The 26,687-nt window shown below is 62.1% G+C and carries 27 protein-coding genes; 17 read left to right on the top strand and 10 right to left on the bottom strand.

The window, feature by feature from the left end:
- Window positions 1-288: NAD-dependent malic enzyme (locus N3C12_10270; protein ID MCX8072821.1), on the top strand; the 288-nt coding region annotated here is incomplete at its 5' end.
- Window positions 289-417: 129 nt separating this feature from the next.
- Window positions 418-1,056, top strand: coding sequence for a hypothetical protein (locus N3C12_10265; protein MCX8072820.1), 639 nt, complete (start codon window positions 418-420; stop codon window positions 1,054-1,056).
- Here the strand turns inward: N3C12_10265 and sixA are convergent.
- The 5 genes from sixA to N3C12_10240 all read right to left on the bottom strand — a co-directional run bounded on the left by sixA (window position 1,006) and on the right by N3C12_10240 (window position 5,283).
- Entirely contained in the window at window positions 1,006-1,512 is a 507-nt protein-coding gene (sixA, locus tag N3C12_10260) for a phosphohistidine phosphatase SixA (GenBank protein ID MCX8072819.1), read from the bottom strand. The two genes, N3C12_10265 and sixA, sit on opposite strands and share 51 nt — an antisense overlap.
- Window positions 1,513-1,524: 12 nt before the next feature.
- Window positions 1,525-2,583, bottom strand: coding sequence for a CYTH domain-containing protein (locus N3C12_10255; protein MCX8072818.1), 1,059 nt, complete (start codon window positions 2,581-2,583; stop codon window positions 1,525-1,527).
- 28 nt (window positions 2,584-2,611) lie between these two features.
- On the bottom strand, window positions 2,612-3,490 hold the full coding sequence (locus N3C12_10250; protein MCX8072817.1) for a hypothetical protein: 879 nt from the start codon (window positions 3,488-3,490) through the stop codon (window positions 2,612-2,614).
- Between the two features lie 107 nt (window positions 3,491-3,597).
- Complete coding sequence (locus N3C12_10245; GenBank protein ID MCX8072816.1) at window positions 3,598-4,473, bottom strand: c-type cytochrome; 876 nt, start codon at window positions 4,471-4,473, stop codon at window positions 3,598-3,600.
- A gap of 171 nt (window positions 4,474-4,644) precedes the next feature.
- Complete coding sequence (locus tag N3C12_10240) at window positions 4,645-5,283, bottom strand: class I SAM-dependent methyltransferase (protein MCX8072815.1); 639 nt, start codon at window positions 5,281-5,283, stop codon at window positions 4,645-4,647.
- Between the two features lie 673 nt (window positions 5,284-5,956).
- Between N3C12_10240 and N3C12_10235 the strand changes: the two genes are divergently transcribed.
- The 8 genes from N3C12_10235 (at window position 5,957) to N3C12_10200 (ending at window position 15,499) form a co-directional block, all read left to right on the top strand.
- Window positions 5,957-6,985, top strand: coding sequence for a MerR family transcriptional regulator (locus N3C12_10235; GenBank protein ID MCX8072814.1), 1,029 nt, complete (start codon window positions 5,957-5,959; stop codon window positions 6,983-6,985).
- Between the two features lie 21 nt (window positions 6,986-7,006).
- Window positions 7,007-7,384 (top strand): hypothetical protein, encoded by a 378-nt coding sequence (locus N3C12_10230; protein MCX8072813.1) that lies wholly within the window; start codon window positions 7,007-7,009, stop codon window positions 7,382-7,384.
- Window positions 7,385-7,404: 20 nt separating this feature from the next.
- Window positions 7,405-8,667 (top strand): FAD-dependent oxidoreductase, encoded by a 1,263-nt coding sequence (locus tag N3C12_10225; GenBank protein MCX8072812.1) that lies wholly within the window; start codon window positions 7,405-7,407, stop codon window positions 8,665-8,667.
- A complete protein-coding gene (locus tag N3C12_10220) occupies window positions 8,664-9,509 on the top strand; it encodes a DUF1365 domain-containing protein (GenBank protein MCX8072811.1) in 846 nt (281 codons plus the stop codon). Before N3C12_10225 ends, N3C12_10220 begins: the two co-directional genes overlap by 4 nt.
- Complete coding sequence (locus N3C12_10215) at window positions 9,506-10,747, top strand: cyclopropane-fatty-acyl-phospholipid synthase family protein (protein ID MCX8072810.1); 1,242 nt, start codon at window positions 9,506-9,508, stop codon at window positions 10,745-10,747. Before N3C12_10220 ends, N3C12_10215 begins: the two co-directional genes overlap by 4 nt.
- A 91-nt stretch (window positions 10,748-10,838) precedes the next feature.
- The gene (locus N3C12_10210; GenBank protein MCX8072809.1) at window positions 10,839-12,008 is read left to right on the top strand and encodes a beta-lactamase family protein; all 1,170 of its coding nucleotides are present in this window, start codon (window positions 10,839-10,841) and stop codon (window positions 12,006-12,008) included.
- A 157-nt stretch (window positions 12,009-12,165) separates the two neighbouring features.
- Entirely contained in the window at window positions 12,166-13,875 is a 1,710-nt protein-coding gene (locus tag N3C12_10205; GenBank protein MCX8072808.1) for an amidohydrolase family protein, read from the top strand.
- Complete coding sequence (locus N3C12_10200) at window positions 13,859-15,499, top strand: acyl--CoA ligase (GenBank protein MCX8072807.1); 1,641 nt, start codon at window positions 13,859-13,861, stop codon at window positions 15,497-15,499. The genes N3C12_10205 and N3C12_10200 overlap by 17 nt, the downstream gene beginning before the upstream one ends.
- 65 nt (window positions 15,500-15,564) lie before the next feature.
- Here N3C12_10200 and N3C12_10195 read toward each other — a convergent pair whose 3' ends face one another.
- From N3C12_10195 to N3C12_10185, 3 genes are all read right to left on the bottom strand, one after another.
- On the bottom strand, window positions 15,565-16,455 hold the full coding sequence (locus N3C12_10195; protein ID MCX8072806.1) for an alpha/beta hydrolase: 891 nt from the start codon (window positions 16,453-16,455) through the stop codon (window positions 15,565-15,567).
- Window positions 16,456-16,613: 158 nt separating this feature from the next.
- Window positions 16,614-17,114 carry a thermonuclease family protein gene (locus tag N3C12_10190; protein MCX8072805.1) on the bottom strand — a complete coding sequence of 167 codons (501 nt, stop codon included), beginning with the start codon at window positions 17,112-17,114 and terminating at the stop codon, window positions 16,614-16,616.
- A 2-nt stretch (window positions 17,115-17,116) separates the two neighbouring features.
- The gene (locus N3C12_10185; GenBank protein ID MCX8072804.1) at window positions 17,117-18,160 is read right to left on the bottom strand and encodes a rod shape-determining protein; all 1,044 of its coding nucleotides are present in this window, start codon (window positions 18,158-18,160) and stop codon (window positions 17,117-17,119) included.
- A 173-nt stretch (window positions 18,161-18,333) separates the two neighbouring features.
- Here N3C12_10185 and N3C12_10180 point away from each other — a divergent pair, with 173 nt between their 5' ends.
- Genes N3C12_10180 through N3C12_10165 form a run of 4 tightly spaced genes read left to right on the top strand, consistent with a single transcriptional unit; the run spans window position 18,334 to window position 23,050 of the window.
- A complete protein-coding gene (locus N3C12_10180; GenBank protein ID MCX8072803.1) occupies window positions 18,334-20,376 on the top strand; it encodes a VCBS repeat-containing protein in 2,043 nt (680 codons plus the stop codon).
- 51 nt (window positions 20,377-20,427) lie between these two features.
- Window positions 20,428-20,904, top strand: a complete 477-nt coding sequence (locus tag N3C12_10175) for an SRPBCC family protein (protein ID MCX8072802.1) — start codon at window positions 20,428-20,430, stop codon at window positions 20,902-20,904.
- The gene (locus tag N3C12_10170; protein MCX8072801.1) at window positions 20,901-21,740 is read left to right on the top strand and encodes an enoyl-CoA hydratase-related protein; all 840 of its coding nucleotides are present in this window, start codon (window positions 20,901-20,903) and stop codon (window positions 21,738-21,740) included. Before N3C12_10175 ends, N3C12_10170 begins: the two co-directional genes overlap by 4 nt.
- A 38-nt stretch (window positions 21,741-21,778) precedes the next feature.
- Window positions 21,779-23,050, top strand: coding sequence for a metallophosphoesterase (locus tag N3C12_10165; protein ID MCX8072800.1), 1,272 nt, complete (start codon window positions 21,779-21,781; stop codon window positions 23,048-23,050).
- Between the two features lie 277 nt (window positions 23,051-23,327).
- On the opposite strand, the gene N3C12_10160 is transcribed toward N3C12_10165, so the two are convergent.
- The gene (locus N3C12_10160; GenBank protein MCX8072799.1) at window positions 23,328-23,978 is read right to left on the bottom strand and encodes a hypothetical protein; all 651 of its coding nucleotides are present in this window, start codon (window positions 23,976-23,978) and stop codon (window positions 23,328-23,330) included.
- Between the two features lie 47 nt (window positions 23,979-24,025).
- On the opposite strand from N3C12_10160, the gene N3C12_10155 reads away from it, so the two are divergent.
- Together N3C12_10155 and N3C12_10150 are read left to right on the top strand one after the other, a co-directional pair.
- Window positions 24,026-24,301, top strand: coding sequence for a hypothetical protein (locus tag N3C12_10155; GenBank protein ID MCX8072798.1), 276 nt, complete (start codon window positions 24,026-24,028; stop codon window positions 24,299-24,301).
- A complete protein-coding gene (locus N3C12_10150) occupies window positions 24,298-24,828 on the top strand; it encodes a hypothetical protein (GenBank protein MCX8072797.1) in 531 nt (176 codons plus the stop codon). Before N3C12_10155 ends, N3C12_10150 begins: the two co-directional genes overlap by 4 nt.
- On the opposite strand, the gene N3C12_10145 is transcribed toward N3C12_10150, so the two are convergent.
- Window positions 24,825-25,499: a phosphoribosylanthranilate isomerase gene (locus N3C12_10145; GenBank protein MCX8072796.1), complete on the bottom strand. Its 675-nt coding sequence runs from the start codon at window positions 25,497-25,499 to the stop codon at window positions 24,825-24,827. The two genes, N3C12_10150 and N3C12_10145, sit on opposite strands and share 4 nt — an antisense overlap.
- 356 nt (window positions 25,500-25,855) lie before the next feature.
- Here N3C12_10145 and N3C12_10140 point away from each other — a divergent pair, with 356 nt between their 5' ends.
- Entirely contained in the window at window positions 25,856-26,476 is a 621-nt protein-coding gene (locus tag N3C12_10140; protein MCX8072795.1) for a hypothetical protein, read from the top strand.
- Window positions 26,477-26,687 lie beyond the last annotated feature (211 nt).

The raw sequence follows: 26,687 nt of genomic DNA, 5'->3' as shown, positions 1-26,687 counted from the left end.
GACCTTGCCCGCGCCGCTGGCGCCGTGGTCGTGGGGACAGGACGCAGCGACTTCCCCAACCAAATCAATAACGTGCTCGCTTTTCCTGGAGTCTTTCGCGGCGCGCTCGACGCCAAAGCCAAAGTCATCAACGAGGAAATGAAGGTCGCCGCCGCCCAGGCCCTAGCCGAAACCGTCTTGGAGCCAACTCCAGAGCGCATCTTGCCGAACCCGCTTGATAAATCGGTTGCTTACCGGGTGGGCGAGGCTGTGGCAGAGGCAGCCCGCCGCACTGGCGTGTGCCGCTGATAACAGCGCGCTTTGTCTTGACATCGCGAGTCTGAACAACAGAGCAGTACGGCTAGGTGCGCTGGTCGTCGCCCCATACTGGCTTCCCCGCTTGCCGCGCCCACCCCACCAGGGTAGGGTGTTGGGCCGATGCGTCGTACGATTGCCTGGGCAACAGTCGCAGTTCTGGCACTCGCAAGCAACGGATCCAAAGCACCGGCGCAAGTAGGCAGTGTAGGGAGCGTACGCGAAACCGGCGGGCCCCTACGAGAGCGAAGCCGGACAATCGCGGAATCCGCAGGTTCCGTACGCGAATCCACTGAACTCCCCATCTTCGACGCCGGGAGGCCTCTCAGCGGGTTACCGGTGAGTGCAGGTCGTCAGGGTGTGTACGGGAGCGGATCCGTCCGCGACGGCAGCGCCGGGTGCGTGTCGGACATGAAGTTCGTGCCCGCGTCAGGGCCGCTATTCTTCGAGGCCCCGCCGCTCGCAAGTCCACAGGAAACGCTAACCAGTCTGGAACTAAGCGTGCGGCGGCTCCAGCCCAGCGAGTCTGATGGGGATGCCGTAGCCGGGCAGGACCCCGAAGTGGACAGTCCCTCAGGAGCACCGGATGGCGCGGAGTACCAACAGGACGACACCAGCACCACCGTGCAGCCAGAATTTGCGGAACAAGAGCAAGGTTCCCAGCACGACTGGACCGAGAAGCATTCTGGACAAGCGCTGGAATCACAACAGTTAGGAGCCGATGAAGCTGAGCTGCTGCTGAGTGGCGAACCAACGGAGTAGTCCGGGACAACGGGGCGGAATCGCGCCGACTTCCACGGCTGCGACCTGCCCTGGTTTGAACGGCATTTCGATCCTCAGTGGATCGCCCACCAACAGCACCGAGGCTAACCGACCCATGTCAGGCTCGTGACCAACAAGTGCAAGCGAGGCCGCATTGCTGAATTCCGCAAGGGATAGTAGCAGCTCATCCGGCGGTGACCCGGGAGCTAACGCATCGTGCCTGACGACATCCACCTGAAGTCCTAAAGCCAACAAACGGGCAGTTTCCTGCGCCCGGCGTAGCGGACTTGTCAGCACCACATCTAATTTCACGCCCAACCGCTTGAGACCGCGCGCCGCGAGTACCGTATCTTCCCGTCCTTCTCTTGTCAGCGTGCGATCGGCATCCCCCACGCCTGCCCGAGCCCGTTCGGCTTGCGCATGGCGGATTAGGTAAAGCAGTTTTCGACCTTCCATTGCGCCTGTCCTTCACACATCGTGCTTCGGCAGCGGTATCCGATCGCCAAACGCCAGCACCTCCAGTCGCACCAGAAAATCAAAGTAATCCCGGCTTGCCAACACTTTGGAAATCAGGTTAGCCGCCGCCATCGCAAGCTTCTCCTGGAGCCTGCCTCCCGAGGCGGAGAGCCTGCCTTGCTCGATAAATTCGAGCAGTCCCTCAGCCTTCGCGAGCCGCCTCTGCAGGCCCATGACGACAGACAACACCTTAGTTTGCTCCCGTGCGCTCAACGCCAGCAATGCACTTTCGAGCGAGCGAATGTGAGAGGCGACGTTTTCCCTGCTCACCTTCGACCGCAACGCTCGATCGCGAGCGCGCAAAAGTTCGAGGGCGCTTGCCACGATTTCGTACTTCTTGCGAGGCCGAGCCGGCACTCCAAATTTGGGCACCCGAGTGTATGCCGCGCGCAACCCACGCTCGAATTTCGAAAAGCGATGCCGGCGCAAACCAAACCGCCTTTCCAGGTCCTGAGCGAGGCGCACGAGATCTTTTTTCGCACCGGATCTCAGCTCCAATTCCACCTCACGATACTGAAGTTTCAGCGCACGCGGGTCGGATCCGACAGAAACCCAATCGAGCGCGAGTTCCGCCAATTCCCGTGTGGATCGGGCACTACGGGACAAAATGCGGAAGGTCGTTCGGTCGACCTCGGTCACCAACACAGGAACGAGTGGTCGGCCTGCAACAACCGGGACTAACAGCGGTACAAGCTCGGGTGGCAGTTCGCGCAGTGGCAACCTCGGCCGCCGCGGGAGTTCAGTCGTATATTCGGACCTGCGGTGGATTCCCGCAGCAACAGCACCTGCCCATTTCGCCGTGAGTTCGCAGCCAGGCGCTCCCTCGTGCGCACGGATGCGGAGCGCGATTCCCGTTAGGAGAAGTGACCATTGAGGCGTATCCAAATAAATGGACCTGAGCCGCTCTCGCCTCTTGAGGCGCACTGCGCACCCGGCAAGCTCTCCGCCCTTTGCGAACATTTCCCACAGCTCGTCGCTTTGAGCGATGAACTTGGCCTCAACTTCTACCATGCTCGTAGGTTTGCGCGGGCGCATTCCATCATCGAGGCATTGCCGGGCGTGCACCCAAAGAGCCAGCGCTTCGATGACCAGAACGATGGAGCACCCACGCCACCATCCCCGCGTTAGGAGCGCCGCTGGCAAGGGAGGCGCCGTCGCTGCGTCGTGGTCGTTCGAACAAAGAAGCCGGTAAACCTAAGTTGAATTGGACATGCTCGATCAACTGCTCTGCAGCCAATCCGGCCACAGGGAAGCCAGCGGAATCGGCCGGATAAAACGATCGCAGCCGTTCCTGCCGGATACCGCCGAGCTGGCGATACTCCCGCCAACGGCCCAGCCAAATCGGATGTTGAAGAAACGGGGCGTCGACCTGAGCGTACACGCGATCGAGCAACCCGCTCTTCTCGCTAAAGTAGAGCACCGCCCAACGGATCGGCGAACGCAATTCCTCCGCATAGCGGACCCGCAGCTTCTCCCAGCGGTCATCTTCGTCGCCTTCTTGTCCGGCGTATTCCACGGTGATTCCCTTTGTTTCTGCCAAAACGAAGGGCAGACCAAAGGACAACGCAGAACTGATTCCATGAAACTCTGTGAACATCCGTTCCCGCGGTTCTTCCACCCATTTCCCGCCGCGCAACATCCAGGAAGAACGTCCATCGTATCCGAAGAGAATTTCGTCGCGCAAACCGATCGACTCCATGCGCAGGATCGGGCCGCGATGCAACGGCTGTTTATGCAAGAAGATCGTTTCCGAAGTTGCATCGCCCCGGGCATCAAAAATTGTGAGCGTCGACACAAAGGTTACATCCTTGAGTGCGGACCAAGCAGTCCAGCCTCCTGCAGCGGCAATGGCTCTTTCGAGAACCCTCCCAGCCTCACCGTCTGGCAAGCGCGGCTGTTGGATTGCTGCTGGGGACACCGCTCGCTCGCGTTCTGAATCCGCTCGGCACCCGGCCCAGAGCCACAGGGAGGCAAACACCGCAACCGCCGCACGTTGCCGAGAAATTTGTGCCCAGCCTCGGCATCTCACGGCAGTCCTCGCAGATACTCGACGATTGCACGGATGGTGTCGCGGTCCAGTACGGTAGCGAAGTGCGGCATCGCCGGTTCATGCTCCTGCACCATGTGCAACACGGCGGCCCGAAGTTGCGCTTGCGAGCGCGAGGCAAAATACCCGCGGTCGAAACGCACCTGTGGAAGCTTCACCACTTCGCCGCTCGTCGCCTTTACCCCACGGCCGTCGTCGCCGTGACAAACTGCGCACACCCTTTGGTATCGCTCGAACCCTGGCGACAACAAGCGCACGAATGTAAGCAGGGCGCGCGCTTCGTCGGCGCTGATTTGCGGCACGAGGGCCGGCATCCCAGCGCGACCGTGCCGGACCACAGCCAGCAGCGCGGCGTCGCTCGCGGCTTCCTGCCAAGCGCGATCCGACAAATGGCGCGGGCGCTTGACACCCTGGGGAAGGAACTCGGGAGGATTCCCGTACGGGCCATGGCAGGTGGAACAACGCACCGTATACAGCGCCCACCCGCGCTCCACCTGCGGCCAGTGAGCGCGCGAGAGGCGCCGCAAGTGCTCGATGATTTGGTCCGCCTCTGCGGTCAAGTCGGCCAGTCTTGTCGGATCCATCTGCAATGCCAGATGACGGCCGGAAAACACGCGATCGACCAACTCGTCTCCGCTATATGCGCGCAGCACGCCTTCGCGCAAATTGCGTGGCGGCCGCACGAAGCGGGAGGCGTCCGGACCATCGCCTCTTCCTTCTCCGCCATGGCAATTTGCACAGTAGCGGAGATAGGCGGCCTTCCCACCGTCAACCGTCCCACCGGCCCGGCCAACGACGAGCACCGTCGCCCACACTGCCACAACCCACTGCAATTTCGTCAGGGCACGCCGCATGGCTCTCCTCTCTAGCCCGTGCCCGCTCAGCGCTCCACGCTTGTCGAGGCGCAGATCCCGGACGCACCACCGCGGCCGGTACTGACGCCCGCTGCGCGGCCCGACCTGGCCCGCGGCCCAGCCGCTGCCTCGACGTTTGGTTTGCCACGAACACCTCGCCGCACACCGCATTTACGAGGCCGGTTTGACAGCACGGTAGAGCGCTATGGTGCCGAACACTGTGCTGAAGGTCCGCACCGTGCCCACTTGCACGAATTGAGCCTGCTCAAAAATCGACGCCAGTTTCCCACGCACGTGATCGCGAGTGTTCGCGAACCCGTCCAAAAGTTGAATCGAGAGAAACAACGCCCGCATCAAAGCGTTGGTGGGGCCACCCCAGTCTGCCACGTAGAGCTCACCGCCTTGTTTCAGCACCCGAAATGCCTCCCGTGCCGCATCCAATTTTGCCTGCCATGAGAGGTGATGAAAAAACAAGCTCGATACGACCCGATCAAACACTGCATCACGATACGGGAGGCGTTCGGCGAAGGCTTGATCGAATCGCACCGAAACGGAAGCTTGGTCGGCCTTGCGCAAAGCAAGGCGCAACACGTCACGGTCTGCATACGTGCCCGTCACCTCGGCCTCGGGACGCTGTTGCTTGACCCAAATGGCCAGCGTACCGGTGCCACACCCCAGATCCTGCACCCTTTGCTGCGGTCGATTATGAGCCTGTTCGATTCGGGCATGCTTGAACGTGCGTTCCTTCGTCGAGGCTCGCACAACCGTGTCGTATAAAGGAGTGAGCCAACGAAAACCAAGCGCCGGCACATACCCCGAACCTGCTGTTCTCTGCGTGCCGAATCTCCCACTCCCGGACCGCGGCCAGACGCGGCATTCCTCGGACCGTGTACCCGTTCGTGTCACTCCTGTTCGACCTTCACCCGTCATTGCCGACCTATTCCGGCGGTGAAGGCGACCTCGCAGCTACTCTTTCTGCGAAACGCACTCCGTCCCACGAACTCGCGATCTACACCCGCTACCCGAGCTGGCAAAGAACACCGGTTGCGCGCGCGAAGGGCGACACAAGCTGCATCCGGCTTCCACACTGATCGGCAGCAACCAATCGCAATCGCCGCAATTCTGCGGAGTGCTCGCCAATGTCCCATCTTCGCATCCCCTGGATTCGCACGGTACTACCAGGCGAACTCCACGCCAATATTGCTCAGTCCTAATGCGCGAATCGCCTGCGGGACTCGCAAAACCATAGGACCCACAGATTCACTTCCGTCATCACCGGTCGCAAAACTTGCCCCGCCTTGCTCGCGGTCGCCGTTTTCCGAAACACCCCAACGGGGCAGAGGCGTGCGCGTGCACGAGAGTCTCCTCTTCCGCCTTCACTTGCGCCTCCCTCAGCATGCCCTCCGCACTGTTGTCCGAATGTGTCTGGACATATATTGACACGCCGGTGGGCTTCGTTACACTGCGTGCAGAGGTTAGGTCCATGAGCCCAGCACATACGAGTCGGTCACGTGCTCCGGAACCCGGCCACGCGCGGTTCAACCTCGTCAACGTCGCGCGGCTGACGGGGCTGACTCCCGATCTCATTCGTGCTTGGGAGCGCCGCTACGGCGCGGTGCATCCGGTGCGCGGGCCACGCGGCGCCCGCTTATACTCTGCCGCAGATGTCGAGCGACTCCAGCTTCTCGCCGCGGTTGTCGGCTCTGGTCGCGCTATCGGCGATGTCGCTCGGCTACCTAACGAAGAGCTCGCCACGATCCTGCAGGTCGACGCCTCGCCGATCAAACCACCTGTACCCGCGGCGCTGCCTCTCGGCTCACCGCTGTCCAGCTCACCCGAGCAATCCGCCGTGCGACTAAAGCTTGCGAACGAAGTGCTCGAAGCCGTGCGCCGCTTCGACCGCGAGGCGATTGAACGTCTCCTCGGCGATGCGTTGCTCGCCTTTGGGGCATCGCCTCTCGCGGAAGAGATCCTTACTCCCCTCCTGCATGAGGTCGGGGAGCGGTGGATGCGCGGTGCCCTCACGGTCGCTCACGAGCATTTTCTCTCCGCCATTTTGCGCGACTTGCTCGCCGGAATTCTGTGGAATCGCCGTCACGCCGCGAGTGAGCCACGTATCTTGCTCGCTACCCCAGAGGGCGAACTCCACGAGTTCGGGCTGTTGCTAGCCGCGCTCGTCCTTGCCGATTCGGGTTTCAACGTGTGTTACCTCGGCGCAAGCGTACCCGCCGCAGACCTGTGTTCTGCTGCGGAGCAAGCTTCCGTGCGTGCGGTCGGGCTTAGCGTAGTGAACGCAGCGAATCGTGCCCGAGCGGTTCAAGCCATCGAAGCTTTGGCAAACCTCCGCAAGGACGCGGCAAAAATCCCGCTATGGATCGGAGGCCAGGACGGTGCCGCCACTGTTCGCAGTACCGACGATGCCGAGCACGTGGTGCTGATCCCAGATCTCCGCACATTAACCCAACGTGTCGCACAACTTCGCGCCGGGCGAAGTAAGGCGCGACGCGCGTAACGTTTCTAGAGGAGTGGTACGATGTCGGTTTTCCCCTTCGAAGCTGAATCGCAAAGCTTGAGCGTCATCGAGCACATGCTTGCCAGCGGCGAGATCCTACCCACGCAGTTGCCGAGTCGCTCGTCGTGGAGCCCCGAGAAAAAGTTGGCGGCAGCAGTGTTCGTCAGCGGCTTGGTGGAAATCCGCAACTACGCGCATGTACCCAGCCGCCGCAAGTCCGTGGAACAAGAACTCCAGTGGGTGTTTTCCGATGACGATTCCTGGCCCTACTCCTTCCTTCGCCTGTGCGAGCTTCTTCACCTCGACCCGCAGTACGTCCGGAACATGGTCAAGGGCTGGCTGGCGCGGCCCGCGTCCGAGCGCCGCCGGATCTGTTCCGCTCATCGCCACGCAGCCTAATCCTCTCCTGGTGCCTCGCTATGCGCATCGCCATCATCGGAGCCGGCGTTTCGGGGTTGGTCGCTGCCTACCACCTGCAGCGGGAACATGAGCTATTCGTCTTCGAGCGCGAGGACTGGGCGGGTGGCCACGCGTGCACCGTGGATGTAACCGACGGATCGGGCAAACCGCTGGCACTCGACGTGGGCTTCCTCGTGTACAACGAGCGCACCTACCCGAATTTCAGCCGGCTCCTCCGTGAAATCGGCGTACCCACCCAAGCTGCACCAATGTCCTTTAGCATGCGCTGCGAGCGCTGCGCGCGCGAGTATTCGAGTCATGGCTTGCGGACACTCCTCGGGCCCACGGTGCGGCACTGGCTCAACGTGCGCCACCTGCGCATGGTCCGGGAAATTTTGCGCTTTCACCAGCTTGGCCAACGTTGGCTCCGCCAGCCTTCGCCCAACGCGACGCTCGGCGCCTTCCTCACCGAGCATGCATTCTCCGAGGATCTGCGCCGACACTACGTTTTTCCCATGACAGCAGCAATTTGGTCGGCTCCCCCGCACAGCGTGCAACTATTCCCACTTGGGACCTACCTCCGCTTTATGGAGAATCACGGGCTGCTGTCGGTCTCCAACCAACCGCAGTGGCGAACAATTTCAGGTGGCAGCCGCGAGTATGTCCGGAGGCTCACCGCCGGCTTCGCGGAGCGCATTTTTTTACGCACGTCCGTGCGCCAAATCCGCCGCCATGCTCGCGGCATCGATGTGCAGCTCGACCACGAGACGGTGCATGTCGATGCCGTCGTTATCGCCACCCACTCCGACCAAGCACTGCGACTTCTCGCCGATCCGACACCCCAAGAGGCCGCTGCACTTAGTGCCATCCGCTATCAGCGAAACGAAGTGGTTCTGCATACGTACGCGGGGCTCCTTCCTCGCAAGCGACAACTATGGGCCTCGTGGAACTACCATGTAGCCGACTGCCGTCAGGAAAACGGCGCCCTCACAATGACTTACTTCATCAATCACTTGCAAAGCCTGCCGACAACGACCACCTTTTGTGTCTCCCTCAATTCCACCGCCAACATCCCTTCCGAGCATGTTCTCCGCCGCTGGTGGTTCGAGCACCCACAGTTCGATCCGAAAGTGCCGCCCGCTCAAGCCACCTTGGCTCAATGGAATGGCCATCGCGGAACGTATTTCGCTGGCGCTTACCTCGGCTACGGGTTCCACGAAGACGGTGTGCGCGCAGCGTTAGACGTTGTCGCAGCAATCGAAAATCGGAGAGCAGCGGCATGAATTCCGCATTGTACGTCGGCTTCGTCCAACACCTCCGCCACGTCCCGCAGCGGCACCTGTTCCGTTACCGAACAACGTACTGGTACCTGGATCTGGAAGAGGTACCGGTTCTCGCCGAAACACTCTTTCTCCTCGGAATTAACCGGCGTCGCTTGTTTTCCTTCAACGAACAAGACCACCTCGACGGCCACGGCCCCCTCCGTGACCGGCTGTTCGCGTTTCTCGAGCGCAACGGAATCGACCCGGCTGCGATTCCCCACTGGCGCCTCCTGACCCACGTGCGCCAGTGGAACTACGTCTTCAACCCAGTATCCTTCTTCTACGGCTTCACCGCCGGTGAGGACCTGGTGTGCGTGCTCGCGGAGGTAAACAACACGTTTGGTGAACGCTTTCATTACGTACTCCCCGTCAGCCACCCTCACACAAACGGGGGCACATCGATCGTCCACGCGCCGAAGCACATGCACGTATCCCCGTTTACCGAGCGTGACGCAGGCAGTTACGAGTTCCGCCTGCGCCCTCCAGGCGAGCGGTTGCAGATCGCCATCCGGCTTCGCGAGCGTGGGAAGGCCACGATCGACGCTGCAGTGTGGGCTTGGCGACGGCCGCTCACCGACGCCCAGTTGCTCCGCCTAGCCGTTCGGCACCCATGGCTCACCGCGAAGGTGACTGCGGCAATCCACTATGAGGCCCTTAAGCTGTACCTCAAACACTTGCGCGTCTTTCACCAACCTTCACCTAGCAGGGCTCAACAACAACAAGCCGCCTTATGGGCCGAGTTCAGCCCGCGTAGTCTCAAAACGCCGGCAGCGGGCCCAATCATGGAAAGGAAGACAGCATGAGTGACCATGCCCTCGAAATGTTCGGTCGAACCAGAACCAGCGATGGTGCCCCCTCGTGGCTAACGCGGCGCCTCGTGGACAAAGTCCTCTCCGGTTTAGCCAGTCTCGAGTCCGGCACCCTCAAGCTTCATCTACCGGATGGCACCCAGCACACCCTGGGCCGCGGAACCCCCATGCTCCAAGTGCAAATCCATCGTTGGGAAACATTTCGCCGCATCCTATGGGAGCAAGACATCGGCGCTGGCGAGAGTTACGCAGAAGGCTGGTGGGACACCAACGACCTCGCCCAGCTCTGCCGGCTGTTCGTTCGCGCTGACAGCGCGTTGTGGAACCAACGGTCGGTGGTCAAAAGCCTCTTGCGTCTCCCCCGAGCGGTCAGTTGGGCCTTGCAGCGAAACACTCGCTCGGGAAGCCGCCGCAACATCGCCCACCATTACGACCTCAGTAACGACTTCTACCGCCTGTTTCTCGACTCCAGCCTCACCTACAGCTGCGCTCTCTTTGACCCACCGTCCCTCTCTCTCGAACAAGCGCAACATGCCAAGTTGGAATTCGTGTGCCGCCAGCTCGGCATTCAACCTGGAGAGCGAGTTTTAGAAATCGGTTGTGGTTGGGGCTCATTCGCCTTACACGCGGCCAAGCACTTCGGGGCCTTTGTCCACGGCATCTCACTCTCCCAAAAGCAGTTGGAACTGGCCCGCGAGCGTTGTTCCGCAGCAGGCATAAGCGATCAGGTTCGCCTCGACTTCTTGGACTACCGCGACCTCACCGGCACTTACGACCACGTCGTTTCCATCGAAATGTTCGAAGCAGTCGGTCACGAGTACTACCCCGCGTTCTTCACGGCAGTTGACCGTTGCTTGCGACCTGGAGGCAAGTTTTTCTTGCAAACCATCACGATCCCGGACCAACGGTACGACGCGTACCGGCGCGAGTTCGACTTCATCAAAAAGCACATTTTCCCGGGAGGCTTGCTTGCCTCCCTGCACCGCATCCTGTGGGCGACCAAGCACTACACGCAACTTCGGCTGCTCTTTTTCCGCGACATCGGCCCCCACTATGCCCGCACTCTGCGCACGTGGCGGGAGCAGTTTCTGCAACACCTGCCGCAAGTGCAGGCGCTCGGCTTCGACCGCTATTTTACGCGCTTGTGGGAATTTTATTTGGCGAGTTGCGAAGCCGCCTTCGCCGCGGCTCACATCGGCGATGCACAACTGATCTTCGAACGCCGCGCTTAAACGCCCCGGCAGGGCGGCCCGAAAGGCTGCTAATCGAGTTTGCCCGCGTCCTGCCCTTGAACCGTCACCACCACTGCGATTTGTACGAAGCGTGGAGATTTACGGACATTGCGACGCCCGCTTCGCCCTCGTACGCGACACGTTCCGTCAGAATTTTGCAGCACGCGGAGAGTTAGGTGCGGCCGTGCACGTGATCGTCGAAGGCAAGGTCGTGGTCGATCTTTGGGGAGGGGTCGCCGACCATCACACCGGCGCACCGTGGCGCGAGGATACCCTGGTTCTCGTCTTTTCATCGACAAAAGGCGCCACAGCCGCCTGCGCCCATCTGCTGCACACGCGCGGGGTGCTGGACTTCGATGCCCCGGTGGCCCACTACTGGCCGGAATTCGCGCAACGCGGCAAGGCGTCGATTCCCGTTTCGTTCTTGCTCACCCATCAAGCCGGCCTTGCCGCCATCGACGAACCCCTTCCGCCCGAGGCGCTCTTCGACTGGGAACGAATGGCCCGCGCCCTCGCCTCCCAAGCACCCTTGTGGCCACCGGGAGAAGGGCATGGCTACCACGCCGTCACCTTTGGCTTCCTCGTGGGCGAGGTTGTGCGCCGGGTTACGGGCCGCAGCCTAGGAGGCTTCTTTCGCGACGAGATCGCCGAGCCGCTCGGCCTCGAATTTTGGATCGGGCTGCCGGAGGCTTACGAGCCCCGGGTGGCGCGCATCCGCATGCCCCCGTTGCGAAATCGCCCCACCCCCTTCTTTCGCGCCGTCATGCAGCGGGGCAGCCTCACCTGGAAAGCCTTTATGAACCCACCAAGCATCACCAGCGGCTCCGCCGCCAACACCCGCACTGTGCATGCCGCTGAAATCCCCGCCAGCAACGGCATCACCAATGCCCGCGGGCTTGCGGGTTTGTACGCCGGCCTGGTCGGCGCTCACGCGCAGCAACGCACTCCCTTGCTGGATTCCAGCACCCGTGCACTCGCTGAAAGGGTTGCCGTTGATGGGCCCGATCGCGTATTGCTCGCGCGCACCCGGTTTAGCCACGGATTCATGAAAAGCATTGCCGAGGACCCCGAGGACCGCGTGATTTTCGGACCCAATGCAGCCGCATTCGGACACGTGGGCGCCGGCGGCTCTTTCGGCATGGCCGACCCCGAAGCGCGCGTGGCCATCGGCTACGTGATGAACCAACTCGGCCATGGCCTCTTTCTCAACAAACGCGGACAGAGCTTGATCGACGCCGTTTACGCTTGCCTCGAACGCTAGTCGCTTTGTGCGCCGTCACTCGACACTCGAGCTGCACTCAAGCCGGTCCCGCCTAGCCCCTTAGGCCAAGTTGCCCTATCCTGCTGCCCTCTCGAAACTCGACGCTCGCATTTCCTCCCTCTTGGCCCGAGACCGCGCAGTGTTGTAGTACAGCGCCATGCTCGACCTTGTGATTCGCAACGCGGAAGTTTGCGACGGCACCGGCGCGCCACGCTTCCACGGCGACATTGCCGTTCAAGGGGACACCATCGTTGGCATTGGCAGCGTGGCCGAGCCCGCCCGGACAACAATCGACGCTGCCGGGCTGATGGCCGCCCCCGGCTTTATCGACGTGCACACACACTACGACTGCCAAGTGTCCTGGGATCCATTCCTCACACCCTCGGGGTGGCATGGCGTGACCACAGTCGTGATCGGCAATTGCGGGTTCACCATTGCCCCGTGCCATGCAAGCGACCGCGAACTCCTCATGCGCATGCTTCTTTATGTGGAGGGCATGCCCACCGAAGCCCTAGCGGCAGGAATTCGCTGGGAGTGGGAGACCTTTCCGCAATACCTCGACGCGCTGGCACGCTGGCAACCCGCCCTCAACGTCGCCGCCTTCGTTGGCCACTCGGCGATTCGTTACTTCGTGATGCGAGAGGCTGCCACCGAGCGAGCCGCCACCGACGAGGAACTTTCCAACATGTGCCGGCTGCTGGAAGATGCGGTTCGGGCGGGAGCCTGGGGCTTTTCGAGCTCGGAATCACCCACTCACTTTTTCGGCGACGGCACCCCGGTGCCGAGCCGCATTGCCCCGCGCGAGGAACTCTTAGCCTTCGCTCGTACGCTGCGGCCGCTCGAGCGCGGGGTGATGGAAATCGCGCCCCGCAATTTGCTCGGTACGGCCGACGATAAAATTCAGGACCAACACTTTTATGCCATGCTTGCCGAGGCCAGCGGCAAACTGGTCAGTTGGGCACCACTTCTTCACAATCCGTTCGAGCCGGAAGGGGCGCTGCGCGTTATCGAGGACGCGGCCCACTTGCAAGCACGTGGACTCCGCGTCGTTCCTCAGGTCGGGTGCCGCCCACTTGAGGTTCGCATTACTTTTGGAAGCAGCTCGATTGCTACGGAGAACAACCCGTTTTGGCGTCCGATTCTAGCCAAACCGAAAGAAGAACGCGCGGAACTGCTGCGCAGCGCAGCCTTCCGCAACGAACTTCGCTCAATGTCGCAAGGCGGTGGTTGGGTAGCGGCCCTCGGACCCTCTTGGCAAGCAATTTTTCTCCGCTGGTCCCCCAGCGAACAACACACCGGATGGATGGATCGCTCCGTTGCAGAAATCGCTGCCGCGCGGGGTGCGGATGAAGTCGACACCCTGCTCGATCTCTCGTTGGAAACCGATTTGGCCTGCCAGTGGGGTATTCCCATCATGAACAACGATGAGCGTATCGTGGGCCAGCTCCTGCGCCACCCAGCGGGCCTACTCGCCCTCTCGGATGCGGGAGCGCATGTCGACACGCTTGCCGATCACAGCTTCACCACCCACCTGCTCGGCCATTGGGTGCGCGAGTTGCAAGCTCTCTCCTGGGAGGAAGGGGTGCGACTGCTGACCTCTGTCCCCGCGCGCCTTTACGGCATCCACAATCGTGGCCAACTCCGTGTTGGTTCCGCCGCCGACATTGTGCTCTTCGATCCGGCAAGCGTCAGTCCGGCACGCACGGAGTTGCGCAGAGACCTTCCCGGTGGGGCCTACCGATTGGTGCAGCCCGCGCGCGGGGTGGAGTACGTGTTCGTCAACGGCCGTGCCATCGTCGCTGCTGGACGGCCAACGGAGGAGCGGCCTGGGTTGGTGCTCGGTCGCAGCAATGGCCGAAGTAATTGAACTGAGGCCCATCCCGATTTTACCCTCGTCCGCGCCGGGCACCCTAGCGACAACCTTGCCCGGTGGCCGAACCGACCCCGCCCTGCTCACTGCAACAGCGATCTACAGCTTCGCCGAACTCGAGAGCCAAAGCCGCCGCGCGGCAATTGCGCTTGCGCGCTGGGGTGTTCGCAAAGGCACCCATGTGGGCCTGCTGCTCCCCAATGGACCCGATTGGCTCGTACTGGCCTGGGCCGTGTGGCGCCTCGGCGCCGTGCTCGTACCGCTGAACACATTTTGGACCGGCAAGGAACTCGTGTACGCCTTGCAGCTTGCGGACGTGCGCATCTTGGTCGCCACGCCTCGCTTCCTCAAAAACGATTACGCCGCGGCACTCGCGGCCGCCAGTATTGCTCTCGATCGTAAGGATGCATGCGCCACGTTGCTTCCATGCTTAGCCACGATTGTTTGGTTTCCGAGTGCGCCCACTTCGACCGGCCTCAGTTGGCAGGGCTGCCAACGAGAGCCCTCGGAGCGCGAGCAAATGTGGTTGCGAGCTCTCGCCGAAAACACCTCCGCTAGCGAGCCCGCCGCTATCTTTTTCACCTCAGGCAGCGAGGCTGCTCCCAAGGCCGTCGTGCACAGCCACGCCAGCATGCTCGCTGCCGCTGCCGGCATCGCAGAACGGCTAGGGCTGGAACGAACCGACCGGGTATGGGCATACCTTCCCTGGTTTTTCGCTGGAGGGCTCGTTGCTGGAGTGCTGGCACCATGGCTTGCCGGCGCGGCGGTGATTAGCCAGCCGGTGTTCGAGCCAGGTGAAGCCATTGCTCTCATGGAACGCTACGAGGCGACGACCTTCTTCGCTTGGCCGCACCAGGCGCATGCGATTCTCAAGCACCCGAGCTTTTGCCGGGCGCGCCTTCGGTTGCGCAAAGGGCCTGGAGCCCAAGCAGACTGGGCAGATGCCCTCTACGGCAACGACCACCACGCGGTGAGCACCTGGGGGATGACAGAAACCGGCCCAATGGCGGCCACAACCGCGTGGTCGGATCCCATCCACAAACGCAAGAGCACTCATGGCCGGCCGCTACCCGGGGTGGAAATGAAGGTCTTGGATCCAAACACTGGAGTCGAACTCCCCCCAGGACAAGAAGGGGAGTTAGCCGTTCGCGGAGCCACTCTGATGCTGGGCTACTACAAACGGCGGCCACGCGAATGCTTCGATTCGGAAGGGTTCTTCCACACGGGCGACCGAGCCTGGATCGACGACGAGGGCTACCTGCATTTCACCGGCCGCATCCGTGACGTCGTCAAAGTCGCCGGCGCCAGCGTATCTCCAGCCGAGGTGGAGTTCGTGCTTGCTGCTTACCCGGGGGTGCGGACTGCCGTAGTGGTGGGCGCCGCCGACCCAGAGCGTGGCCAACGCCTAGTGGCTTTTGTTGTGCCGGAAGGGGACCAGCACCCGAGCGAGCCAGAGGTCATCGCCTGGTGCCGAGAACGTCTGGCAACATACAAAGTTCCCGAACGTGTGTTTTTCCTGACCGAGCACGAGCTTCCCGTTCTCGGCAGCGGGAAAATTCATCGCCAGGCATTGGCGCACAAAGCGGAGCAGCTGGTGAGAAGAACAGACTCTTCGCCTTGAGGCGACGGCCACGGCGGCAAGTCTCTGCTGAGACACCTCTCCGCGCGCCCGCAACGACTCGAGAGCTACCGCAGTCGTTGGCGAAGGAACTCACCAATGCGGTCAATCGCTTGCTGGCCCTCGGGTAACATGGAGGCAAACGCCTGCCAAACGTGAATCATGTCTTCCCACGGCTCGAGGGTTACATCGACACCGGCGGCTCGTGCCCGCTCGGCCAAGCGCATCGAATCGTCCAACAGCGTCTCAGCCGTTCCCACTTGAATCAAAAGTGGCGGCAAGCCCTTCAAGTCTGCGTAAAGCGGCGCAGCCAAGGGCGTGCGGGGATCTTTACCACCGAGATACATGGCAGCCATGCGCAATAACGGCTCACGCTGCACCATGGGGTCGACGTCGGCCTTGGTGGTCATGGACTCGCCAAGCCCTTCCAAGTCCACCCACGGCGACAAGCACACCGCCGCCGCCGGCAACGGATCTCCCGCATCGCGCAGTGCAACCAAGGTCGCGACTGTGAGTCCGCCACCGGCGGAATCGCCGGCGACCGCCATCGCTGCCGGCTCGAATCCCTGGCGCAACAACCAGCGGTAAGCTTGTGTAGAGTCCTCCACCGCTGCCGGATGAGGATGCTCCGGGGCCAGCCGATAATCGATCAGCAGCACCCGCGCTCGTGCGGCACGGGCAATGCGCTGTGCCAAATCGCGATGGGTACGGATGGAACCGATCACGTAGCCGCCCCCATGCAGGTACAACACTACGCGATGGGCTTCGCTTTCGGGTACAACGACCCAAGCCGCCGGCACCCCTTCGGCCTCCACCGAGCTCATCTCGACGTCGGCCGGCAACACCGACATTTGCGCCATTGCCTCCAGCCCAGCCCGCATTTCTTGCACGGTCGGCTCGTGCAACGGACGCTGGCTCCGCAACATATTCACGATCATGTTCAACGCTTCGCTTGCCATCGTTCCTCCTATTTCTGCTTGGCCCCGAACTTCACCGCAGCTCTCGTTTGAACAAAGCCCGACCCGCCAAAGCCAACTCGGCTGCGCTCAGGCAGAAGAAGCTTCTTGGCCAAATGCAACCCCGAGTCAACGCTCCGACCCACTGGCGGCGGGCCGACCTACTGAAACACCGGAGCGCGCCGATACAGCCACGGCGGCACCGGGTCCGGGTCGGCCCACAGGCCCCGCCTCTGACTTTTCGCCTCCGCTTCCAAGCTGGCCAGCCGCTGGTCGCGAGCATAATGCCGGTACCACCAAGCCAACCCGTTGCGCAGGAGTTCTTCGGCTAAGTCCTTGCCATCAGGTGTGAGGACGCGAGCAACGATGCGGTCGTAACTATCAACCGTTCGAGGCTCGATGCGCACCACCTTGTCCAACACCAGCCCGGCCGTGAACGCTCGCGCTTGACGCCCGTAGGGTTGCTTCAGCTCTGGGGCATCCACCCCAGCCACGCGCACGCGCAAGTTCCGCCCACCGTAACGCACCACGAACGTGTCGCCGTCGCTTACCGCAATCACTGGCGCTTCGAACGCCTGTGGCCACTGCCGCCGAGCCTCTACCGGACCGGCGACAAGTGCCACGACAACAAGCGCGACCCACGGAACCAGACGCCGCCGCATGCTCACCGCCGTTCATCCTCCAACGAAGGCCGGACCCGTGAGTTGACGATCAGTTCCTCGTAGGCATCGCGGTTCTTCAGGATTTCGATCAGCCCCCGCATGACACACATGAGGGGGTCGTCGGCAATCCGCACCTTGAGTCCCATCGCCTCCCGCAGCCGCTCTGGCCAGCCGCGCAACAACGCGCCGCCACCAACCAGCGCCGCACCGTCTGTGTACACATCGGCCGCGAGCTCCGGAGCCAAACGCTCCACACACCGGCGCACGGCATCGGTAATGTTGCGCGCCACTCCTTCGAGCGCCTCGCGGATCTCAGACACCCGCACACAAAGCCGCTCGGGCTTGCCAGTACGGGCGTTGAGCCCCTTCACCTCGAAGGTGGCGTCGCCTGCCGCACCGTTCGCGTACACGGCTCCATAACGAATCTTGATTTGCTCTGCGGTGTTCTCGCCAATGGCAAAGTTGTAACGATTGCGAAAAAACGACTGCACCGCTTGATCCATGGCATTTCCCGCCATGCGCAACGACTCGCAGTGCACGATGTCATTCAGTGAGAGTGTGGTCACCTCAGTGGTGCCCCCGCCAATGTCGATCACCAAATTGCCCCGCGGCTCGCTAATCGGTAATCCCGCACCCAGGGCGGCCGCGAACGGCTCGCGCACAAGATCCACGCGATGACTCCCTGCCGCCTCCGCTTCGCGAATGAGAGCCTCCATCTCTACCGCCGTCGCGCCATACGGCACGCACACAATCACGTGTTTGCGTTGAAACCAACGCCCGCGCGAGGCCTCCCGAATGTAATGGGCGAGCAAGGCTCGCGCCGCACCAAAGTCCGCGATCACTCCGTCCCGCAACGGACGCACCACTTCGATAAAATCCGGTGCCCGTCCGAGCATCGTGCGTGCACGCTCTCCAAAGGCCACCGCTTCGCCCGTCGACTTCTTTAACGCCACCGCTGAGGGCTCGCGCAGCACAATGCCCTTGTCCTGGGTGTACACAAGGGAATACGTGGTCCCTAAGTCGATGGCAATGCGATGCCAAAACATGGCGCCCTCCCTATCGCACTGGCCGACGGGGCGAGCAACTCACATCGAGGCACGGCAACCTTTCCGGCAAACAGCCGCCCTGAAATCTTCCAAGAGGCCACGACCAGTGCTGCCAACCCGTGCAAGACGCGCGCTTGACCACCGCGACGCAACACGGTTAACGTTTGCCTCGCATGAGGCCCGGTTTGTGGCTTGCTCCCACACTGCTTGCCGTCGCCTTCGCCGCGCCTGCACTGGAATTTGCTGCGCGCGAAGACGTTCCACTCGGTGTCGCCAGCCGCGGTCTCGTCGCCGTACGACTCAACGAGGACACGCTGACCGACTACGTCGTGGCAACCGATGCTGGTTTGGCTCTGCTGCTCGGTGCGCGCGAGGCCAAGTTTTCGAGCCCGACACTAAGCCGTACCACCAGTGCGCCAGCCAGCCTGACTGCCGGTGACTTCGATGGCGACGGCTGGACGGATGTAGCGTTTGCGAACAGAACCGAGCCGATCGTGCGCATTCGCTACGGAAGCGGGGACGGTAGCTTGGGAGAAGCAGCCGAGCTTTCGAGCAACAGTCGGATTCTCTTTCTTCACGCAGTAGACCTGGATCGCGACGGCAAGAGCGACCTCCTCGTAGGCGATCGCAACGGCATCAGCGTGTATCGCTCGCAGAGGCGCGGACAGTTTGCCTTCCCCCAGGTCGTCGACACCGAAGGCGTCGAAGGGCGCTGGTTTACAACAGCGGATCTCGATCGAGACGGTCATCTCGAACTGCTGGTGCTCGAATCCGGTGGCGAGGCCGTGGGCGTGTTCGAAACCGACGGGCAGGGCTCCTTCCGGCCGCGCCAGGCATCGTTTGTCGGCAACGATCCCCGTGCTGCGGCCGTCGCCGACATTGACGGCGATGCGAAGTTAGACCTCGTGGTAGTGGATGCTTCCGGGCTTGTCTGGGTTCGCGGCGACGGCCGCGGAGTGTTTAGCGGTCCGGTTCGTCTCCTGCGCAGCGATGACATTGTTACGGCTGCCGCTGTCGACGTGAACGCAGACGGTGCAATCGATCTCTTTGCTGCCGATAGCCGCCGCGGAGTCGTGCATGTCCTCCTCAACACCGGATCGGGAAAGTTCGAACGCCGGTTCTCTTATCTGGTCGGACCCAATCCCGAAGCAGTCTTGGTCACCGATGCCACGGGCGATGGCGTGCCCGATTTGCTCGTAACCAGCCGGGGGTCCTCGGCGCTCACACTGTGCCGTGGCCGCGGCGATGGCACCTTCCGCGGGCCTTCCGCCTTCGACCTTGGCCCCGACCCATTCGCCGCCATGGCCTACGATGCCAATGGTGACGGCCACCTTGACCTTGCGATCGCCCACCGTGACGCCGCCCTCGTTACCCTGAGCCTCGGCGACGGCCACGGAAGTTTCCGCCTGCAAACCTCTATGCCAGTTGGCACCGATCCTCGTTCCTTGGCGCTTGGCGATTTCAACTCCGATGGAGCTGCTGACTTGGTCGTTGCCAACTTTGGCTCGGACGATGTCGCGGTCCTCGCTGGCACTGCACGCGGAGAGTTGGTGGCGCCGCTTTTTTTAGCAACCGGCCTCGGCCCTGCTGCGCTAGCGGTGGCTGACTTCGATGGCGACGGTCATGACGACATTGCGGTCGCCAACACGCTCTCCAACAGCGTGTCGCTGCTTTTTAGCGACGGCACGGGGCGCTTCCCGCGCACCACCAACTACGCGGTGCTACCCAAACCTGACTTCCTCCTTGCAGGCGACCTCGGTGGCACCGGCACCCTCGATTTGGTGGTCGGTAACTCGCGGAGCGAACGGGTCTCGATCCTCAGAGGAAACGGCAAGGGGCTCAAGGATCCGGTGGAGGACACCTTCAGCAACCGCGTGCGCCCCGTAATCAGCGCCGACTTTGACGGCAACGGCACACCGGACGTCGTGCGCGTGGAAGAACACGAGGACAAAGTGGCCATTTTGCGCGGTTCTAAAGAAAGCGGATTGAGCCTACCCGAAAAATTCCCCACCGGACGGCAGCCAACGGCCGCGGTGCCGGGCGATTTTGATGAAGATGGGAAGGTCGATCTGATCATCCTTCACCGGCGTACCCGCACGGTTGCTTTCCTCCGGAACCTGACTGCCAAAGTATCTTCCGCCGTCGCGCTACCCGCGGCCACACCCACTGCTCCGGAAGCAAATGATCCATGGGTACGAGCACTGGGATCGTGGTGACGCGGAAAAGCTTTTGCCTTTGCGTCCATCGTTTGGCATGATGCGCCGACCATGAGCGTGAAGGGCGAGCAGGAATTTTCCACCACGATCGATGCGCCTGTCGACGTCTGCTTCGAGGTCATCACTTCTTTCGAACGCTATCCGCAATGGTTTTCCGGGATCAACAGCGCCACTGTCGTCGAGCGCTACGACAACGGGCTCGGAAAAATCGTGGAATTTGGCATGGACATGATGTTCAAACGCATTCGCTATGTGCTGGAGTACACCTACAAACCACCCACCCGGCTCGACTGGCATTCGGTCGACGGCGATATCGAATCCATCGTTGGTCATTACGACCTCGATCCGATTTCCAAAGCGAAAACGCAAGCAACCTGCCGGCAGGCAATCTCCGTAGGTTTTTGGGTGCCGGGATCCTTGAAACGCATGCTGGAACAAACGGCACTGCGGCAATCGGTGCTCGAGTTCAAGGCAGCGGCTGAGGCCGTGTTTGCCGCGAAGCCGAGTCGCAAAACGAAGCGCGCGTGACGTACGAGCAAATTCTCCTTTCCATCGAGGACGCGGTTGCCACCATCACGCTCAACCGCCCCGAGCGACTGAACGCGTATACCCCGCAAATGCGGCGCGAGCTAACGCACGCCTTTGCCACTTTGGATGCTGACGACCGCGTGCGTGCGATTGTGGTTACCGGTGCTGGCCGGGCATTTTGCGCGGGAGCTGACGTTGGAAGCGGCGAACGCGCCTTCGACCGCAGCGACGACCCGGATTACCTCACAAACCTGGCTGCGGAGCGAGCGGCGGCCGTGCGGCCGTGGGAGATGACCAAGCCGATCATTGCAGCGATCAACGGCACGGCTGTAGGAGCCGGGATCACGATTACGTTGCAATGGGACATCCGGCTCGCTGCGGAGACTGCACGGATCGGGTTTATCTTCGTGCGCCGCGGCCTTTGCCCGGAAGCGCTGAGCACTTGGCTGCTCCCGCGCCTTGTGGGCTTGAGCCGCGCCAGCGAGCTCCTGCTGAGCGGACGCATGCTCTCCGCAGCAGAAGCTCTAGAGTACGGAATCGTGAGTCGCGTGCTTCCCGATCACGAGCTTCTCCCCGCAGCTCAAGCGCTGGCGCGCGACATCGCCCAAAACACGGCACCGGTCGCCGTGGCAGTAACCAAGCGCTTGCTTTGGCAGCAGCTTACCGAAACCGATTGGCAGCGGGCCGAGCAACGCGAGCAGCAAACCTTCACTTGGTGCGGGGCACAGCCCGATGCTCGCGAAGGGGTCAAAGCATTTCTCGAGAAACGGCCGCCCCGCTGGTCGATGCGCCCGAGCACGGACATGCCTCCATTCCTGCCCGCTCGTGAACGCTGACATGCAGCGAGCAGGCCTTCCCGCTAAGAGCTGGCGCCATGCGGTTCGAAATCAGTAGTCCGCTGTGGGCACGGGCAGAGGCGTGGTTCTTCCATCACTTTTTCCTCTTCCTGCTCTTTTGGGTTAGCGTGGCGCAGGCAGGTGTGGTCTGGTGGATCGCCCGACAGTGGACACCGCTCTCCGGCCTGCACTTCTTTGCTGTGGCGACCCTGCTGGGTGGGTTTAACTTCTGGCTGGTGCGGCGCCGCCGTAACACGCAACGGCAGTTGATGGACCGCCTTCCGCAACTCTACCACGCCGCTGCCTTCACTTGTCTCTTTGTCGCCGGCTTTCTCGTGTTGAACCACTTGATCTGGCAAGGTGGTAACTTCCTCCATGCAATGCTGACCAGCGAAGCGCGCGGCATGGGTACCACCAAGCGGCCCCTGCGTGCTGGCCCGCTGGACGAACGAGCAACGGGGTGGCTTGGCCTCATGGGGATCGTTGGTTTGTTTGGCTACGGCTACACGCTCGGCCAACGGCGCCTGCAAGTGGCACGAATCAGTGTTCCCTGCGCGCGCTGGCCCGCAACCACACCGCCCCTTCGCCTGGTGCAACTGAGCGACATTCATGTGGGCACGAACATGCGCGTGGACGAACTGCAAGGCTTCGTTGCGCGGGTCAACGCCCTCGAGCCGGACCTCATTTGCATCACCGGAGATATCGCCGACAATGCGCGCTCCGATCTTGACAAGTACTTTCCCGTCCTCGCCTCGTTGCGGGCTCGTTATGGAGTGGTGGCGATTCTCGGCAATCACGACCACTACGCCGGCGCTGAACGCGTTGCTACGGCGTTGCGACGCCATACGGACTTCACCGTACTGCGCGACGAAGTGTTTCCACTCCACCTCGCCGGTGGTCGCCTGCATGTCATCGGCTTGGACGACCGCGGCCTCGATTGGGCACGAGGCGTCCCCCACGTGCCCCAACTCGAAACTTTGTGCCGAGCATTGCCGGAAGAGGACCCCAAACTCCTGTTGTGCCATCGGCCCGACGTCTTTCCCCAGGCGGCCGCCCTAGGGATCGACCTGGTGCTGAGCGGCCATACCCACGGAGGGCAAATTGCCCTACCGTGGTTTAGCGGCCGGCGGATGAGTTTGGCGCAACTGATCACCCGCTTCGATCGCGGCCTGTTCCGCCGGGGCGATTCGCTGCTTTACGTAAACTGCGGCCTCGGGGTCACCGGCCAGCGCATTCGCTTGTGGACGCCAAGAGAAATCACCATGATCGAACTTCGCGCGGCTGCGACCCGGGAGAGTTTCAGCTCCTGAACCTTGGTTATGAGCGAGTCAGGTATCGACGCGGGTTTGTGCAACTCCTGCCAGCACTGCCACCGCATCCGCACGCAGCGTGGTTCGGTTTTTTACCGCTGTCTGCGTTCCGAGAGCGACGGCCGCTTTCCCCGCTATCCGCGTTTGCCAGTGCTTTCGTGCCCAGGTTACGAGCGCGTGCTGGAGGGCAAGGAATCGTAGGCAACCGAGAGCTGCTCGCACCAAGCCAGAGTCACCACCACCCCGGTTCGCAGAGCAGCACCAAGGAGCGTCACCACTACCCGATCTGCAGCTTTGCGGCGTTGCGTTGCAGCACCTCGTTCGGGCACAAGTGCACGAACAGCCGCCCCGCTCCAGCCGCGACAAAGCCATCGTCAATCACACTCGCCCAACTCCAATCTTCGCCTAAAAGGTCCACCGGCGACAACCAGTAGGCCCACGCTAAGAGCAGCACCACGCGGGGCGCGAGCGGCAGCGCACGGTCCCTGGCTGACTTCCAAAACACCTGCGTGCCGCGCCAAGCCAGCCGCATGCTTCTCACCCACTGCGTACGCAATCCGCGGACGAGTTCCTGATCGACTGCGCCGACCACGCCCGCAATGCCAGCAAACAACGCCGTAGAAGTCGCCAACCAGGCGAGGACCCACACAATTCCCATGGCTGCATCTAGAACCCTGAGGGTCAATCGCTCGGTGCGCGTGACCCAGCGGCGCATTTGCCTCTCCACCGACGTGCTCACTTTGGCCGGCTCAAGGCGCCGCTGCGCCTCGGGGCGAAACTGCAGAACCGTCGGCGCGAAACTGCCGCTCGGCACCGCGCTCCCCAAGGCGAAAAGACCAAGGAGCCACGCGATTACGAGATTGGCACGCAGGCCGTCACGATGTACCCCTGGGTACACTGCGTTCTCTCCCAGCGGGCGATTTACCACCTTGCTCTCCGCTTGCAAATGACCGAACGAAAGCCCATCCTCAGCGCGTGCCGCCGTTCTCCGTTCCGTTTTTGATCTTCATCGGCTGGTGCTCGCTTGCCTCCGCGCAAGTGCAAGTCGACGTCAACCGCCCGCGCTCGCCACTCGATTGTTCTCTGCCGATTGGCCGACAATGGTACGGATCGCGCGAGCGCTGCCTCGCCTACCTTTGCGCCGGACAAAACGTGTACAACGAGTACGTGTTCGACGCACACAATCGCCGCCGGAAAAACCCCTGCTTCGGCCAAAGTCCTACCGAGCTACGCGAACCGGACGACCAATGACCATGCGACCTGCGCGCCGCAACCTCAAGTGGCTAAAGCTTCAGGAGAAAAGCAACCGCATTGGTGGCATTCGCTTACAGGTTTCTCCCCGCTTGCGGGATGCAGTCACGCAGTTGGCCCCCGCACTGGCCACAGCCAGCCCCGCCGCGGTGGAGCCCGTGGTGCAAACGATTGCCGACGAGATCTGTCGGGCCTTGGCTGTGCCACCGGTCGGAATCACCGTGGAACTCGCCCGACCCCGCAACCACTTCAGTGAATTGCACGGTTTGTACACCTTGAGTCGGCGCTCTGGGGCACAAATCCGCTTGTGGATGCTTACGGCGAAACGGAAGCAAGTGGCCGCCTTCAAAACCTTCCTCCGGACCCTGCTTCACGAACTTTGCCATCACCTCGATTACACGCTGCTCCGGCTCGGTGGTTCGGTGCATTGCGAGGGGTTCTACAAGCGCGAGTCGAGCTTGTTCCATCAGCTCACCGCACACCTGGGCGCGGTTCCTCCCATGAACAACGCGCGGCCGAGCCGCTAACCCTCGGACCGTCGTACCGCGGCGACAAACTCTTCCATCCGGCGGAAATCGCGTCGCCCGAACGCATCCTCAACGCCGGTGTGCGTATCCACTGCCCACGGCTGCACTTGGCGGATTGCGGCACCCACGTTCTCCGCCGTAAGGCCCCCGGCCAAGATCACCGGCAAACGCACGCTGCGCACAATTTCTGCGCTAACGTTCCAGTCATGCGTCTTCCCGGTGGCCCCGCGGCGCCCCGTGGCAGGGTCGTAGGTGTCCAAGATTAGAGCATCCACCCGTCGCTCCCACGAACGAGCAACGGTAATCGCTTCGGGCCCGGTTACCGAAACCGCACGAATGATTTTCAGATGCGGCAGGGCCACGCGCACCATCTCGAGTTCGGGAGCCGGAAAGTCCCCATGCAGCTGCAATGCCGTCACCCCGAGGTAGCGCGCCAATTCGATTGCGCTCCGTCCATCCCTGACGTAGGTGATGGCGACGGTGGCAACGAACGGAGGCAAGGCTTGCACAATGGAACGAGCCTTGGCTTCGGTTAAGTCGTCGTGGATGCCCTCAGGCAGCCGTACCGTAAACCCGAGAGCATCGACACCGAGGCGCTCCAAAAAGAGCGCCTCCTCCAGGCTCGACACACCCGCCACTTGAATGCGCACTCGCCGCGGCTCTCGGACCATTGGTCGTCCGTAGCAAAAGCACCGGAAGTCCAAAACACGCCAACGTTTGGCGACGAGCCAACCACGCTAGAGCAGTCCGCCGCTGCTCTTAGACAACCGCCCACCTCGCTGGGCGTCCCGGATTTCGGTAAAGCGCGCACCGGGCCGACCTGTGACGTTGCGTACAAACTACTCTTTATCTCACAGCGAACTGCCGCGCTGGAGCCGTGCACAGCCCTACGAGGCGTTGCAAGCGCCCGGTAGCAGCCGTTTTGGTCTCTCTGCCGCCGAGGCCGCGCGCCGCCTCTAGCGATTTGGGCTCAATGTGACTCCTCGCGTACCGCACCCCGTGGTACGTTCACCTCGCAAACAATTTCGTGCACTTCTTTGCCGTCATGCTGTGGGTCGCCGCCGTTCTCGCTTGGCTGGCGGCCACGCCCGAACTTGCCGCGGCTGTTGTCGCCGTCGTTGTCGTCAACGGCTTGTTCAGCTTTTGGCAGGAGTACCCAGCGGAGCGTGCGGCCGACGCACTGGAAAAACTCTTGCCGGAGCAAGCGATTGTGCGCCGCGATGGCCGGGAGTTTGTCGTTTCGGCCGCGGAGATCGTGCCTGGCGACCTTCTAATCTTGCGCCCCGGGGAAGCGGTGGCGGCGGATGCGCGCCTGATTTGTTGCCAAGACCTTAAGGTCGATCTCTCCCACTCGAGCGGGGAATCGCGCCCCGTGGCGCGCACTGCGGAGGCGATCGGGAGCGAGGCACTTCCCTGGCTTGCCGCACCGAACTTGTTGTTTGCCGGATCGTACGTGATGAGTGGCACAGGCGAGGCGGTAGTCTTTGCCACCGATGGCGCTACGCGGTTCGGCCAACTAGCGCGCTTAGCGCAACAGCAACCTCAACGACCCAGTCCTCTCGAAGGGGAGCTGCAGCACGTTGTGCGGGTCGTGGCCACCGTTGCGGTGTCGCTCGGCGTTGCCTGCTTTTGGGCCGCCGAGGCCTAGGGTGGTTTGGGTGTCGCCCAGGCCTTTGCCCTTGGAATGCTCGTCGCCAACGTGCCCGAAGGGCTCCTTCCGACGCTCACCCTTGCGCTTGCCGCTGCAGCACGCACGCTGGCTGCGCGTAAAACGCTGGTGAAGCGGCTCTCGACCATCGAGGTACTCGGCACCACCACTGTGATTCTCACCGACAAAACCGGGACGCTCACAAAAAACG

This window comes from Candidatus Binatia bacterium (assembly GCA_026415395.1).
Classification (GTDB): Bacteria; Desulfobacterota; Binatia; order HRBIN30; family HRBIN30; genus HRBIN30.
This window is presented reverse-complemented; position numbering and strand designations above follow the sequence as displayed.

What these genes read in the sequence shown, in the direction of transcription:
- N3C12_10225 (MCX8072812.1), top strand. Translation starts at nt 7,405, where the DNA reads ATGCGCATCGCCATCATCGGAGCCGGCGTTTCGGGGTTGGTCGCTGCC.
- N3C12_10265 (MCX8072820.1), top strand. Translation starts at nt 418, where the DNA reads ATGCGTCGTACGATTGCCTGGGCAACAGTCGCAGTTCTGGCACTCGCA.
- N3C12_10230 (MCX8072813.1), top strand. Translation starts at nt 7,007, where the DNA reads ATGTCGGTTTTCCCCTTCGAAGCTGAATCGCAAAGCTTGAGCGTCATC.
- N3C12_10190 (MCX8072805.1), bottom strand. Translation starts at nt 17,114, where the DNA reads ATGCGGCGGCGTCTGGTTCCGTGGGTCGCGCTTGTTGTCGTGGCACTT.
- N3C12_10185 (MCX8072804.1), bottom strand. Translation starts at nt 18,160, where the DNA reads ATGTTTTGGCATCGCATTGCCATCGACTTAGGGACCACGTATTCCCTT.
- N3C12_10245 (MCX8072816.1), bottom strand. Translation starts at nt 4,473, where the DNA reads ATGCGGCGTGCCCTGACGAAATTGCAGTGGGTTGTGGCAGTGTGGGCG.
- N3C12_10215 (MCX8072810.1), top strand. Translation starts at nt 9,506, where the DNA reads ATGAGTGACCATGCCCTCGAAATGTTCGGTCGAACCAGAACCAGCGAT.
- N3C12_10175 (MCX8072802.1), top strand. Translation starts at nt 20,428, where the DNA reads ATGAGCGTGAAGGGCGAGCAGGAATTTTCCACCACGATCGATGCGCCT.
- N3C12_10220 (MCX8072811.1), top strand. Translation starts at nt 8,664, where the DNA reads ATGAATTCCGCATTGTACGTCGGCTTCGTCCAACACCTCCGCCACGTC.
- N3C12_10180 (MCX8072803.1), top strand. Translation starts at nt 18,334, where the DNA reads ATGAGGCCCGGTTTGTGGCTTGCTCCCACACTGCTTGCCGTCGCCTTC.
- N3C12_10150 (MCX8072797.1), top strand. Translation starts at nt 24,298, where the DNA reads ATGACCATGCGACCTGCGCGCCGCAACCTCAAGTGGCTAAAGCTTCAG.
- sixA (MCX8072819.1), bottom strand. Translation starts at nt 1,512, where the DNA reads ATGGAAGGTCGAAAACTGCTTTACCTAATCCGCCATGCGCAAGCCGAA.
- N3C12_10200 (MCX8072807.1), top strand. Translation starts at nt 13,859, where the DNA reads ATGGCCGAAGTAATTGAACTGAGGCCCATCCCGATTTTACCCTCGTCC.
- N3C12_10205 (MCX8072808.1), top strand. Translation starts at nt 12,166, where the DNA reads ATGCTCGACCTTGTGATTCGCAACGCGGAAGTTTGCGACGGCACCGGC.
- N3C12_10255 (MCX8072818.1), bottom strand. Translation starts at nt 2,583, where the DNA reads ATGGTAGAAGTTGAGGCCAAGTTCATCGCTCAAAGCGACGAGCTGTGG.
- N3C12_10235 (MCX8072814.1), top strand. Translation starts at nt 5,957, where the DNA reads ATGAGCCCAGCACATACGAGTCGGTCACGTGCTCCGGAACCCGGCCAC.
- N3C12_10195 (MCX8072806.1), bottom strand. Translation starts at nt 16,455, where the DNA reads ATGGCAAGCGAAGCGTTGAACATGATCGTGAATATGTTGCGGAGCCAG.
- N3C12_10145 (MCX8072796.1), bottom strand. Translation starts at nt 25,499, where the DNA reads ATGGTCCGAGAGCCGCGGCGAGTGCGCATTCAAGTGGCGGGTGTGTCG.
- N3C12_10165 (MCX8072800.1), top strand. Translation starts at nt 21,779, where the DNA reads ATGCGGTTCGAAATCAGTAGTCCGCTGTGGGCACGGGCAGAGGCGTGG.